At 38.7% G+C, this 13,887-nt stretch carries 13 protein-coding genes and 1 other RNA gene; 4 read left to right on the top strand and 10 right to left on the bottom strand.

Annotated features, from left to right (window positions below; translation table 11 throughout):
- Positions 1-3: 3 nt before the first annotated feature.
- The 10 genes from hisS to AB3H90_RS09695 all read right to left on the bottom strand — a co-directional run bounded on the left by hisS (position 4) and on the right by AB3H90_RS09695 (position 11,019).
- Positions 4-1,296, bottom strand: coding sequence for a histidine--tRNA ligase (gene hisS / locus AB3H90_RS09740; protein ID WP_010720876.1), 1,293 nt, complete (start codon positions 1,294-1,296; stop codon positions 4-6).
- Positions 1,297-1,751: 455 nt separating this feature from the next.
- Positions 1,752-2,699, bottom strand: coding sequence for an aldo/keto reductase (locus AB3H90_RS09735; RefSeq protein WP_126343149.1), 948 nt, complete (start codon positions 2,697-2,699; stop codon positions 1,752-1,754).
- A 302-nt stretch (positions 2,700-3,001) separates the two neighbouring features.
- On the bottom strand, positions 3,002-4,261 hold the full coding sequence (locus AB3H90_RS09730) for a cytochrome P450 (protein WP_368016648.1): 1,260 nt from the start codon (positions 4,259-4,261) through the stop codon (positions 3,002-3,004).
- Positions 4,262-4,567: 306 nt separating this feature from the next.
- Positions 4,568-5,014: a D-aminoacyl-tRNA deacylase gene (gene dtd, locus AB3H90_RS09725; protein ID WP_368016647.1), complete on the bottom strand. Its 447-nt coding sequence runs from the start codon at positions 5,012-5,014 to the stop codon at positions 4,568-4,570.
- 11 nt (positions 5,015-5,025) lie between these two features.
- Positions 5,026-7,239, bottom strand: a complete 2,214-nt coding sequence (locus AB3H90_RS09720) for a bifunctional (p)ppGpp synthetase/guanosine-3',5'-bis(diphosphate) 3'-pyrophosphohydrolase (protein ID WP_010720880.1) — start codon at positions 7,237-7,239, stop codon at positions 5,026-5,028.
- Positions 7,240-7,445: 206 nt separating this feature from the next.
- Positions 7,446-8,198 (bottom strand): 16S rRNA (uracil(1498)-N(3))-methyltransferase, encoded by a 753-nt coding sequence (locus AB3H90_RS09715; RefSeq protein ID WP_368016646.1) that lies wholly within the window; start codon positions 8,196-8,198, stop codon positions 7,446-7,448.
- Positions 8,199-9,146 carry a 50S ribosomal protein L11 methyltransferase gene (prmA, locus tag AB3H90_RS09710; RefSeq protein WP_368016645.1) on the bottom strand — a complete coding sequence of 316 codons (948 nt, stop codon included), beginning with the start codon at positions 9,144-9,146 and terminating at the stop codon, positions 8,199-8,201. It abuts the gene before it with no gap.
- Positions 9,147-9,158: 12 nt separating this feature from the next.
- On the bottom strand, positions 9,159-9,647 hold the full coding sequence (locus AB3H90_RS09705; protein WP_053766270.1) for a DUF3013 family protein: 489 nt from the start codon (positions 9,645-9,647) through the stop codon (positions 9,159-9,161).
- Positions 9,644-10,285: a DNA-3-methyladenine glycosylase gene (locus AB3H90_RS09700; RefSeq protein WP_010737082.1), complete on the bottom strand. Its 642-nt coding sequence runs from the start codon at positions 10,283-10,285 to the stop codon at positions 9,644-9,646. The genes AB3H90_RS09705 and AB3H90_RS09700 overlap by 4 nt, the downstream gene beginning before the upstream one ends.
- Positions 10,286-10,509: 224 nt before the next feature.
- Positions 10,510-11,019: a DinB family protein gene (locus AB3H90_RS09695; protein WP_010737081.1), complete on the bottom strand. Its 510-nt coding sequence runs from the start codon at positions 11,017-11,019 to the stop codon at positions 10,510-10,512.
- Positions 11,020-11,283: 264 nt separating this feature from the next.
- Between AB3H90_RS09695 and AB3H90_RS09690 the strand changes: the two genes are divergently transcribed.
- From AB3H90_RS09690 to AB3H90_RS09675, 4 genes are all read left to right on the top strand, one after another.
- The gene (locus AB3H90_RS09690; RefSeq protein ID WP_010720886.1) at positions 11,284-12,579 is read left to right on the top strand and encodes a replication-associated recombination protein A; all 1,296 of its coding nucleotides are present in this window, start codon (positions 11,284-11,286) and stop codon (positions 12,577-12,579) included.
- 61 nt (positions 12,580-12,640) lie between these two features.
- Positions 12,641-12,835: non-coding RNA, 6S RNA (gene ssrS / locus AB3H90_RS09685), on the top strand.
- 114 nt (positions 12,836-12,949) lie between these two features.
- Positions 12,950-13,237, top strand: a complete 288-nt coding sequence (locus tag AB3H90_RS09680) for a hypothetical protein (RefSeq protein WP_010720887.1) — start codon at positions 12,950-12,952, stop codon at positions 13,235-13,237.
- Between the two features lie 70 nt (positions 13,238-13,307).
- The gene (locus AB3H90_RS09675; RefSeq protein WP_010720888.1) at positions 13,308-13,775 is read left to right on the top strand and encodes a universal stress protein; all 468 of its coding nucleotides are present in this window, start codon (positions 13,308-13,310) and stop codon (positions 13,773-13,775) included.
- Positions 13,776-13,887 lie beyond the last annotated feature (112 nt).

The following is a 13,887-nucleotide window of genomic DNA, read 5'->3' as shown; positions in this document are numbered from 1 at the left end:
CTCCTACTCGAATAAAGTCATTTCATCATAGACTTCATCAAAATGTTCATAAACTTCTGTTAAACTAAAGCTTTTTTCTTTTCTATTAGCCATTGATTTGACTGTGACCGTTTGGTTTTCCAGCTCATCTCCGCCAATAACTAACACTAACTTAGCATTCGCTTTATCAGCCGTTTTGAATTGTGCTTTTGCTTTACGATCCATAAAATCACGATCAGCTGAAAACCCAAAATTGCGGATCGTTTGCACCAGTTTCAATGCTTCGATATTCGTTTCTTCGCCTAAAGCCACAACATAAGCATCTAATTCATTAAATGCCGGAATCACGACTTCTTCTGCTTCCATTGTTAACAGCAAGCGTTCGATCCCCATCGCAAAACCAAAACCGGGTGTTTGAGGTCCGCCTAGTTCTTCAACCAAATTATCGTAACGTCCACCTGCACAAATCGTCGCTTGTGCGCCCATCTTTGGTGCATCACTCATAATCTCAAAGATTGTATGTGTATAGTAATCCAACCCTCGAACCATCGTGCTATCGATTTCGTAAGGTATATTAAGTGCATCCAACATAGCAACGACCATATCAAAATGTTTTTGTGCTGTTTCGCTTAAGAAATCTAAAATCGATGGTGCATCAGCAACAAACTTTTGATCACGTTTGTCTTTACTATCTAACACCCGCAACGGATTCTCATGCAAACGACGTTGTGAATCTTCACTCAACTCTTTTTCAAATGGTGAAAGATAGTCGATCAATGCTTGACGATATGCTTGACGCGTTTCTTTATCTCCTAGCGAGTTGATCACTAATCGAATTTGAGTGATTCCTAATTGTTTGAAGAAATCAAGGGCCATAACCATACTTTCTACGTCAGTTGCTGGATTGTCAGAACCAAAAGCTTCTACTCCGATTTGATGGAATTGACGTAAACGACCTTTTTGAGGGCGTTCATAACGAAACATTGGTCCCATATAAAATGTTTTATAAGGTTTTGCATATTCTGGTCCAAATAATTTATGTTCCACAAAAGAACGAACGATCGGTGCTGTTCCTTCTGGACGTAAAGTGATGTGGCGTTCCCCTTTGTCATAGAAATCATACATTTCTTTTGACACGATATCCGTTGTATCCCCTACACTTCGAGAAATGACTTCATAGTGTTCAAAAATAGGCGTGCGGATTTCATTGTATTGATAATCTCTAAACAATAAACGCGCTGTTTCTTCCACGAACTGCCATTTTTCTGACTCACCAGGTAAAATATCATTTGTTCCTTTTGGTCTTTGGAAACTCATTTTTTTCTCCCCTTTACTTTTCTATGTAAAAAAAAATCCACCCTTATTCATTACGAACAAGGGTGAATGACTAATTCATACACGGTACCACCTATTTTTGAAAGATTGCTCTTTCCTCTAACGATTAACGCTCGTACACGGGACGGCTTTTCACTCGTCCATCTCCAGAGTGTCTTTTAGAACCTAAAACTTTAGATCATTTTCAGCCTTGATGATCCTCTCTTGTAAAGCTTCAGAAACTTACTCGCTCTTTCATTGATATTTTCAATATTACCTATAACCTACTAAAAACAAGGCGTAAAGTCAAGAAAAATCTGTAAATCAGCTGAGAATTAATAAGGTGCTAACCGACTAGCTGAATGAAACATCTCCTTAATTACTAGCCTCCTTCATTCCAGCACACGCTCATTTTTTTCAGAGCTAACTTCTTCTGTCACGACCTTCTCTGTATTTTTCTAAAAATCTTTAAAGAGTTGATCAATGGTATGGTAATCAGTGGACGATAAATGAATATCTAATGCACGAGCATTATCTCTAACTTGTTCCGGTTTTTTCGCTCCAGGTATCACGACAGAAATCCGTGGATTTTTCATATACCAAGCTAAAACGAGTTGAGCAATACTAGCTTGATTGTTTTTCGCAATCGGTGCAAGTTGTTCGACAGCCTGAATGATTTTTTCAAACCTCTCTCCTTGAAAATCCGGATTCTTCTTACGAGGGTCATCTGGCGCCATACTTTGAAGACTATTTAAGTGATATTTTCCCGTTAACAAGCCGGAAGCAAGTGGAAAATAAGGGACGAAACTAATGTTATGTTGTTCAAGATAAGGCCAACGTTCTTTTTCAGCTTCACGATGGATCAAACTAAATTTATCTTCAACAACATCAACATAACCATCTTGATTTGCTTCTTTCAGTTGAGCCATTGAAAAATTAGAAACACCGATTGCACGGATCTTCCCTGCTTCTTTTAGTTTGTGCAACGCAGCGACTGCTTCATTTTTTGGCGTTTCTTTATCTGGAAAATGGATATAAAAAATATCAATATAATCAGTTTGTAAACGTCGGAGTGCTTCTTCTACAGAACGGGTCAAAAATTCTGGTGAATTATTGAATACCCCTTTTTGTCCAGGAACATGGGCAGCTTTAGTGGCAATGATCACCCGTGAACGATCAAATTCATTTTCTTGCAAGACTTCACCGATCAGTTCTTCTGAACGTCCATTTCCATAAGCATAAGCAGTATCAATTAAATTGATGCCGTTTTGCAAAGCGGTTCGTACAACTTCTTTCCCAGTTTCATCTTTTAAGTTAGCAAAGAGATTATGACCACCGATCGCATTCGCTCCTAAGCCAAGTTGTTCAGCGTAAACTTGTGAATGTCCAATTCTTATTTCTGCCATTCGCAATTCCTCCTTTTTTCTTTAGTCTAAAACAAAAAGAAAAAAAGCTAAACTAAAAGAACTTTTGAAACAAGAGGTTGTGAAAGAAGCGATCAGCTCCGAGCGAATAAGAGAGGATTTTTTAAAATAGCTTCTCATATTTTAGAAAATCATCGCTTATTGCTGAGGAGTTGCTTCTTGAACACCGTTTACTTGTTTTAGAATAAAAAATAAAGCGCCCCCCAAAAGTTAGTTTTTTAGTCTAACTTTTGGGGGGCACTACAGAATGAGATTTATATTTCAGACTTTTTATTTTCTACGTACTATTCTTTATATAAGAGTACACGACTATTAGGATAAGTTGGAAATTGATTACTAGGGATCGTCCAATCTTGTTCAGGTACTGAAAATTCATAATGATTGACTAATTGGTCAGAAAAGACCCGTAAACTGTGTAAAGTGATCCATTCTCCTGCACAGCGATGCATTTGTCGAAAGTCTCCTCCACCTTGAGCAATCATCTCATATTCCTCTTCGTAAGAAAGATCTTTTGCTTTCCCTAAATAACGTTTGATTATGAATGAATCTGGCACATCGATTGTACGCTCATCATGATTCGTCCCATATAGATCCAAAATAACCCAACTATCTTTAGGAATAAGATAGCCGTCAACTGACACATCTTTTAAAGCAATTGCTGGCAACATTGGGAAAAATGGATAGTAACGGCGCATTTCCTGAATAAACGGATCTTGAAGTTCTGTAAAGTCATTTTTCAACTGCTGTTTTAAGTCTGGTCGACTGAATAAAGCATGTCCCATCAAAGCTGCCCAGACTGTCAATGCTACAGTTGGTCGAATAATATTGAGCAATTCCACCGCAGCCACTTCGATTGGCAACAAATTACCATCAAGATCAGTTGCTTGGGCAAAAGCATATAAAGCGACATCTTCTTTACTTGGAACAGGGTTTGCTCGTGCATCCTCAATCAACCTTTGAGCCCATTGTTCAGATTTTTTACGATTTTCAACCCCTTTGATATGATCGATTGGCGACGTAAATGTCCCACTGATCATAGAAATTTGGTAATCAGCGAACTGATTGATTTCTTCATCGGTCAATTCTGCTAAGTTGATTCCTGACCATTCACAAATCGAAGTAAATAGTACTTGTTTACTTAAATCAAATAATTCAAATTGTCCATGTTGTTCGTTTAACGCTTGAGACAAATTTTTTTCTAAAATTTGATGGTACGTATCCATTCTTTCCGGTGTCATCAAATCCATAAAAATCGATTTGCGATGATGGTGTTGGGCACCGTCTAGTGTTTGAACACCATCTTTCCCAAACAACGTTTTTAATACTAATTTAGGCATTGCTCCTTTTCGTTTGAAATTCCTTGGATCATAAAAAATTTGAGCGGCTTCTTTTCCATAGATCACAATCGCTTCTTTATTGAAGATTTTTGCTTTCACTACTGGCGCATTTACCTCTTTACGTAATTCCTCTAACAAGTGATAACCTTGCTCATATCGTTTTTTAATCTCGGTTATCTTTATATCGACTACTGGTACCTCTTTCATCTTTTATCTCCTCCAATAGAACACTTCATCTATTATTAGCTTATCTTTTTTTAGATAGCTGACAAAAAAAGTGTTCTAAAACCAAAAAGACCAAATGGACTCGATTTTAGGACTATTTCTCCTCTAAAATCACTCTTTTTTCCTTAAAAAATAGGTTCCCCCATCTGTATGACACTTTTCGAGTAGGCACACAAAAAACCGATCACTCAAAGATTCATCGCTTGTGCGAATCACTGAGGATCGGTTAAAGAAATTGACGAGTCCTGCTCATCTTATTTCAATCAATTATGAATATACTAGCATCTCTTATTTATTTTGAGAATCAATAATGATAGTAACCGGACCGTCATTGATCAAAGATACTGCCATGTCAGCTCCAAATTGGCCGGTTGCTACGGTAATCCCTCTATTTCTAATCCCTTCATTAAAAGCCTCGTATAGTGGAATAGCTGTTTCGGGACGAGCTGCTGAGATGAAACTTGGACGATTTCCTTTTTTAGTATCTGCAAACAGCGTAAATTGGGACACACTCAAAATTTGTCCTTCGACATCTTCTACACTACGGTTCATTTTTCCTTGTTCATCTTCAAAAATACGCATTTGTGCAATTTTTTTTACTAAATAATCAACATCATCTTGCGTATCTTTTTCATGAATACCTAGTAAAATAACCAGCCCTTGATCGATCGTCCCAACTTCTTGTTGATCGATCGTCACTGAAGCTTTACTTACTCGCTGGACAACAGCTCTCACGTGTTTTCCTCCTAACCATTGGTTCGTCGCACGCTATACACATCTGGTACAGCTTTGATTTTATCCACGATGCTCTTTAGGTGAGCAAGATTTTGGATCCCTACTGTTAAATGGATCGTTGCCATTTTGTCTTTGTTGGTTCTCGCTTCTACGCTGTTTAAGTTTTTAGTCATGGTATTTACCGTTTGTAAGACATCATTTAACATGCCGGAACGATTATAACCATAAATTTCCAGATCAGCATCATATTCTTTTCTGGTATTCGAGGTATCTTCCCATTCAACTTCGATCAGGCGTTCGGCCACATTCGGCTTGTCTACTTGGACATTCGGACAGTCTCTTCGGTGAATTGAGATTCCTCTTCCTTTAGTGATATAACCCACGATATCATCTCCAGGGATCGGGTTACAGCAACGACTGATCCGAATCAACAAGTTATCGACACCTTGAATCACGACACCACCTTCATGGCGAACCTTCATTTTTTCCGGTTCTTTTTTCGGTTGGTTCATGATTTCTTCAGCTTCTTGTTTTTGTTGCTCGATCTTTTGTTCTTTTCTTTCTTTTTCAGTCAAACGGTTCGCCATCGTCAATGCACTGACTTCACCATAACCCACAGCTGCATACATATCATCTTCCGTTTGATAATTCAGCTTTTCTAAAGCATCTTGCAGCTTACTTTTTGCTAAAATTTCTTTTGGTGCAAAGCCTAGATCGATAATACATTTTGTGATTGCTTCATGTCCTTTGATGATATTTTCTTCTCTGTCTTGCGCTTTGAAGAAACGTTTGATTTTATTGCGAGCTTTACTCGTAGCAACTAATTTCAACCAATCTCGACTTGGACCAAACGAATTAGGAGAAGTCAAAATCTCAATAATGTCTCCATTTTTCAACTTATAATCTAATTGAACCATTTTGCCGTTGATTTTGGCACCCGTTGTTTTATTTCCAATGTCAGTATGGATACTATAAGCAAAATCTAAAGGTCCAGAACCTTTTGGCAGTTCTGTCACGTCCCCTTTAGGAGTGAAAACATAGACCTTATCACTAAAGATATCTCCTTTGACACCTTCCATAAATTCTGAAGCGTCATAACTTTCATCTTGCAATTCAATGATTTCGTGGAACCAGCTTAATTGTTTCGTGATACCATCTGGTTCGACCTTATCATTTTTACCTTCTTTGTATGCCCAATGTGCAGCCACCCCGAACTCGGCGATTTCGTGCATTTCTTGAGTTCGTATCTGGATCTCTACCGGATTTCCAGCTGGTCCAATGACTGTTGTATGCAAGGATTGATACATATTTGCTTTAGGCATAGCAATATAATCTTTAAACCGCCCTGGCATTGGTTTCCATTTGGTATGGATTGCTCCTAAAACAGCATAACAATCCTTGATAGAGTCAACGATTACCCGTATTGCAAGTAAATCATAGATTTCATTGAATTGTTTCTTTTGGTCTTTCATTTTCCGATAAATAGAATAAATGTGTTTAGGACGTCCATAGATTTCTGCATAAATATCTAGTTCTTCTGTTGCTAGACGAATATCTTCGACTGTGGCGTTGACATATTTTTCTCGTTCTTCTCGTTTCGTTTGCATCAAATGCACGATTCGATAATATTGTTTAGGATTGAGATAGCGAAGTGCGGTATCTTCTAATTCCCATTTGATTCGACTGATCCCCAAGCGATGAGCTAATGGTGCATAAATTTCTAAAGTTTCTTGGGCGATTCGACGTTGTTTATCTTCACGAAGATGTTTTAGCGTACGCATGTTATGTAGTCGATCAGCTAATTTCACCATAATTACACGTAAATCTTGCGCCATAGCTAATAACATCTTTCGATGATTTTCTGCTAATTGTTCTTCATGTGATTTGTATTTGATTTTCCCTAGTTTCGTTACACCGTCAACTAACATCGCAACGTCTGGACCAAATTCTTCTTTCAAATCATCCAAAGTAACGTCGGTGTCTTCTACAACATCATGCAAAAAACCAGTTGCAACAGTATGGGGGTCCATTCTTAAATCAGCTAAGATCCCAGCAACTTGGATAGGATGGATAATGTATGGTTCGCCTGATTTACGAAACTGGCCATCGTGAGCAGCCGTTGCATAATCGCAAGCTTTTTGAACAAATGCTACATGATCAGGTCCCATGTATTGGCTAACCAATTTAATCACTCCAGGACCTGTCAATAATTCTTCTTTTGGCATGGAACATCCCCCTTTCAAAGGTTACGAACAACAGCTGTTGCTCCGAATAATATTAAAAACCATTCTTCTTTTTTATAACATAACTAGAAACAAACTCATGCACACCATTCATTTGATGTCATCCGTTGTTTACAATAAAATAATTGTTTTTATTATACAGATTGTTCGGAATTTTTTCAATTTTTCCTGATTTTATTCAGTTATTATCAGTGAGTGAGCTCCCACTGATAACTTGCCGCACTTAAAAGATAAAGGGGTGCCGTCTCCGTACGTAAAATCCGTGGTCCTAATCCACATAAGATTCCACCTTTTTCAACAAAGGCTTCAACTTCTTCAGGAGCAAGACCTCCTTCAGGACCAAAAACGGCTAAAATCCGACTACCATCAGTGAGTTCTTGGAATACCTTAGCTAAATTGGCTAGTTCTCCTTGTTTTGCTGACTCTTCATAAGCAATCAACAACACATCATAAGCAGATAGTCGATCAAAAAGAGCTTGCTGACTTTCCAATAATTCCACTTGGGGCGCAATCTGTCTATGAGATTGTTCAGCTGCTTCTTGAGCAATTTTGTTCAAACGTTCTTGACGTTTGTTTCTTTTTTTCGCATCCCATTTTACAATAGATGTTTTAGCTGGAAAGCCAATAAATCCATGCGCCCCTAATTCTGTTCCTTTTTGAACGATCCAGTCTAGTTTATCCCCTTTTGGATAACCACTGGCAATCGTGATGTTATTGGGTAATTCCTTTTGGCTTTTTTCTTTTTCAAGCTCGCTCAAATAAACGGTATCTTCACTGATTTCTGTGATCTCCGCACGAATCGATACTTGATCGTTGAATGCTAAATAGACTTGATCTTTTGGCGCCATGCGCATGACCCGTACGATATGATGAAATACCTCTCCCGAAAGTTCGAAGCGTGTATTTGGTTGATACGCCTCTTCTAAAAAGTAACGTTGCATTTATTCCACCTCAGGCTTTTTCAAGATAATTGCATACCAATCTTTTTGTTGGAAAATTTGATCAACGACAAAGCCCTGTTCTTTCATGGCGTCAATGACCATTTGTTTTTTTTCTTCGATGATACCAGATACGATCAGGCGCCCCGTTTGTTTTAATAAGCGCCAAGCATCAGGGATCATCAACAAAATAATATCTGCTAAGATGTTCGCCACGATAACATCACTTTCGATTGTGATGCCGTTCAATAAATCATTAGCAGCTACGTGAACATCTTTGGCTACTTCATTCATATCCATATTTTCTTTCGCTGCACGAACAGCCACTTCATCCAGATCATAGGCATAAACATCTTTGGCTCCTAAATATTTTGCTGCGATACTTAAGACGCCAGAACCAGTTCCTACATCTAAAAGTGTTTCTCCACCACGCAATACCGCTTCTAATGCTTGCAATGTTAAAGAGGTAGTTGGATGTGTCCCTGTTCCAAATGCCATTCCAGGATCTAATGTAATGATCTTTTCTAATGGATCACTTGTTTGATACGCTTCCCAACTAGGCACGATCGTTAACATTCTGGTGATCCGTACTGGGTGATAATACTTTTTCCAAGCAGTTGCCCAGTTGCTTTCTTCCACTTCACTAACGGTGATGATATTTTTACCGATCGCCAAGCCAAATTCTGGGAGTTGAGCTACACGGTCTTTGATAAAAGGCAAAATCTCTGGTAAAAAAATCGTTTCAGGGAAATAAGCCATCACCAGTGCGCCTTCTGTTAATGAAGTAAAATCTTCTTTATTCAAGATTTCCCCATATTGATCAGACTTGAAATTTTCAACGTCTAAAGCATCTTCAATCGCAACACCGCTTGCTCCTGCTTCCATTAGTATATTAGCCACAGCTTCCACTGCTTCACTGGCGGTTTCAACTTTTACTTCATTCCATTTCATGACATTCACTCCTTAATAACTTGGATAAGGCAAATAGACGTCCGTCTCATTTTGCTGTTTTTCTTCGACTAGTTTTGCTAACTGTTGATTGTCCCAATTCAACTCAAACACTGCCGTTTCATCATCTGCATCAAGAAAATCTAAGAGATCACTTTGCCCTTGCGCTAATACTTCGTTCAAATACTCAATCAATGCATCAATGACCGATTTGGCTATCCCTTTCTTTCCTTCATAAGGAATAACCGCTAAATAATCTTTTTCATCAAAATGGGATTTTTGTGGATTGAACAATAAAATGCCATCTTCAAATTCAATGATTTCTTCTTCGGAAACTACACCTTGGGCATCATCGATTTCCAAATGCGCTTTATTTTCTGCAAATAGTCGGACAATGATTTCAATCGTATGGTTTTTCGTATCCCAGTCTAATGCCACATCATAATCAGTGATTGTTTTTTCGATTGTTTTGTCTAAGTAGTCAAGTAAGTTTGTTTTTTTCATTTTCTCTTCCTCCAGCCCCAGTCTTCCTCCACCAGGTTCTTTCTTTGTAATGATAGATATGGATTTCCAGCCACTACAAAACGTAATGGTTTGTCTGTCCATTCTCCTTTGTTAGGAATACCGATCCTTGGCAAAGCCATGATTTTCTTAGGTATTTTTGTTTTTTCAAAAACAAAATGCAACGGACTGTCTAAAATCGATTGTCCATAAAGTTCTTGTGGTAATCCTAATGCTGCTACCAATTTTCCGGGACCGTTACTAATATCAGGACCAGTCTTCCCGCCTCTGTTAATGCTCATTTGAGCCACACCAGTTGCAGGCTCGATTGCACGAATCATTACCCCTTGTGGAATCCCTTCAGGTTGCGTAATAATATTTAAAATACGGTGGGTGTGCATCGTATAAAGATAAATCGTTCCTGGCTTTTCATACATCGCTGCCACTCGTGGGGTTCTGCGCATCCCAAAACTATGAGCCGCTTCATCTTCTGGACCAAGATATGCCTCTGCATCAACGATGTAACCACCAACGGTACCAGTTGGCGTAACATATTCTAAATACATCCCTAAAAGATCTCTGGCAACTTCGGGTGTTGTTTTATTCAATAAAAGTTCATCTAATTGCTCTTTATTTGTCATTTTATTCACCACCCTTATCATACACAATATTGAAAGCATAAGCTATGGAAACCAAGAAAAACCTACAGCAATAGACAGGCAGATAAGAATAGCCGAAAAATCCCAAAAACAGGAAGAACTATCTTCGGATTCTCCGGCTTATTTTTCAGAACTAGACACTTCTGTCACAGCCTTTTATAGGATTTTACATAGACCGTTCAAACCAGAACAAGGTTTAGCATTCATTATTTACCGATCACCAGTCGGCGAGTATAGATCCCCTGACCAGAATGCATCACTGCATCATCAATGATCGACACGAGACGATCTTCACGTGTGACAGGAGGTGTCCAGTTGGAATCAATGACTTCATCAAGTGTTCCTTCATCCACTTGTTCCAAGTACTCAATCGTCAATGAAACACTATTAGCTAAATAATCTGTAAGTAGTTTTTTGTCTGTTACGACGACTTTTTTTGCTTCCGCAGGTGTGTGTTGCCAATCTTGCGTATCATCAGGCAGATCTAATGCAAATTTTCCAGACCAGTCTTGACTAAACCACAGTGGTTCACTATTTTTCAAATCGGATATTTGAAGGTCTAATTCTCGAGCAGTATGCCAGATCAGCCAAGTTACTGATTTGATCAAAGGTGCCGGCATCGTATTTGCTTCTGCTACATCTAGCTGGTCTAACGTTTCTTCAAACCGTTCTTGTGCTCGTAACAATGTTTCACTCAATAATCGTGTCGCTTTCATTTTTCTCCTCCTCCAAGCCATCTATGTCTTCACTCCCTTTATTTTACCTCAAATCAGAATAAACGAGGAAACTGGTGCTTTATTTTAAAAGTCCCCCAGTCCTTTCAATAAAGATCCTCTCTGTTAAACTTAGCCTGAATATGAGTAAACTCGTTTCCTTTCACTTTACGGTTTACGGCGTTCTAAATTAGCGTTACCATAAAGTGAATTGTCCTAATGTATGGTATAATTAACGAACGAAAAATAAAAAAAGGAGGCCGTTTTATGCAGCAACCTTTAGCTTATCGGATGCGTCCACGAACGATCGATGAAGTCGTAGGACAAGAACATTTAGTTGGTGAAGGAAAAATTATTCGGCGAATGGTTGATGCCAAAATGTTGTCTTCCATGATTTTATATGGTCCACCAGGAACTGGTAAAACCAGTATTGCTAGTGCGATTGCTGGCTCAACCAAATTTGCCTTTCGCATGCTCAATGCAGCAACTGATTCCAAGAAAGACTTACAAGTAGTTGCCGAAGAAGCCAAGATGAGTGGCACTGTCATTCTCTTACTTGATGAAATCCATCGTCTTGATAAAACGAAACAAGATTTTTTGCTCCCTCATCTGGAAAATGGACGGATCATCATGATTGGCGCAACAACTGAAAACCCCTATATCACGATTAATCCTGCTATTCGCAGTCGAACACAGATTTTTGAAGTAAAACCCTTAAACGAATTAGATATCCAGCAAGCGGTTCGATCAGCTCTAAGTGATAAAGAGCGTGGGCTTGGTAATCTAGCTATTGAATTAGACGAAAACGCTTTGCTTCATCTATCACGGGCAACGAACGGCGATCTTCGAAGCACACTCAACGGCTTGGAATTAGCGGCTCGTTCGACCGAGCCAAATGAACAGGGGATCATTCACTTAACTCTAACGATCGTTGAAGAATGTATCCAACGAAAAGCACTTACTCATGATAAAGATGGAGATGCTCACTATGACGTGATTTCAGCATTTCAAAAATCGATCCGAGGAAGCGATGTTGATGCAGCACTTCATTATTTAGCCCGTTTGGTTGAAGCTGGTGACCTGGCAAGTATCTGTCGGCGCTTGATGGTGATTGGTTATGAAGATATTGGTCTAGGAAACCCTGCTGCCGCAGCTAGAACTGTCAATGCTGTCTTAGCTGCTGAACGTCTAGGACTTCCCGAAGCAAGGATTCCTTTAGCAGATGCCGTAGTTGATCTTTGTCTCTCTCCTAAATCAAATTCTGCTTATGCCGCTTTAGATGAAGCGATTGCTGATATCCGCTCAGGCAACGCTGGCGAAGTGCCCGATCATTTACGAGACAGTCATTACCAAGGAGCCAAGGCATTGAATCGTGGGATTGGTTATCAATACCCTCACAATTTTGATCAAGCCTGGGTGAACCAACAATATTTACCCGACAAATTAAAACAAGCGTCTTATTATCATCCGAAGACTACAGGAAAATATGAACAAGCGCTTGGGCAACAATATCAGCGAATCAAAGAATGGAAAAAATCAGGAGGCAATAAGCCAACGACATAGACTTGATTTTCCATGAGCGCTCTCATTGCTCTTTTTATTTCCATATGCTACTATAGAGGTGGGAAATCTGTGATGTTCGAATTGTCCTCTTTGTGTGTTGACCGAACATTTTTATTGATATCTTGGGACCCGTCTTGTGTCACTGCTGGTAACATGCCTTATCATTTGGTAGTTCGAGGCTACGACCGTGGGACCCACCTGCTTAAATTCGCGGGATCAATACTACAGGACGAACAACGGCATTAACGGAGATTACCATTTTTTGAAGATTAAGGGGCTATGCCAATTACTTGGTACAGCTCCTTTTTTTTCGAGTAGATCCCTTGAAAAATATTATTTGACCAATCTTTAGACTTTTGGAGGAATTTCTATGATTCAACTTTTAATGGGCATTGCCGCATTATTATTATTATTTGTTAGCTATTATTTATTAAAAAAACAACCCATCTTTTTCGTATTAATAGAAGAAACAGAAAAAAATCGTGGCTATTTACAATTCTATGGTGCCATTTACGCTTTCCTAGGGGTGTTAGGTATTTTTGTCGCCTTCTTCAATCAACGATTTATTGCTTTGGCTTACCTGCTCTTGGTCATTATTGTTGCTTCTGTCTTCAGTTTTACTTTCGCTCGGAAAATGGTCAAACCAAACAGTAAATAATTCTCTTTTTGTTCAACTTGTTTTACAATAGAATTATAAATGATTGATTTATCTGAAGGAGTGAATGCTTATGTTACAACAGTACAAAAAAATTATGGTTGCCGTAGATGGCTCTGATGAAGCTGAATTAGCTTTTAAAAAAGCCGTAAACGTTGCTATCAGAAATAATGGAGAACTTTTATTAGCACACGTGATTGATACTCGTTCTTTCCAAACCGTTTCATCATTTGATGGCATGTTGGCAGAGCAAGCAACTGAAATGGCGAAGCAAACGCTAGCTGATTATGAAGCAAATGCTAAAAAAGCGGGATTGAACAATGTTACTACCGTGATTGAATACGGCTCGCCGAAACAAATCATCGCTAAAGAAATTCCTGAGGATAACCATGTAGATTTAATCATGTTAGGTGCAACAGGATTGAATGCTGTTGAACGTCTATTTATTGGTTCTGTTTCAGAATATGTGATTCGTAACGCCACTTGTGATGTTCTAGTGGTACGTACTGATTTAGAGAATAAATTACCTGAAAAAGAATGATTAATTACTAAACAAGCGGTTGTGACAAAAGTATGTCACAACCGCTTTTATTTATTTTTACATATGCTAAAGAGCTTGGCACGTTCTTTTGTTCCAAGCTCTTTTTTAGATT

The sequence above is a fragment of the Enterococcus sp. C63 genome, assembly GCF_040887215.1.
Lineage (GTDB): Bacteria > Bacillota > Bacilli > Lactobacillales > Enterococcaceae > Enterococcus_B > Enterococcus_B hirae.
The sequence above is the reverse complement of the archived record's forward strand: the minus strand, read 5'-3'. Positions and strand labels throughout refer to the sequence as shown.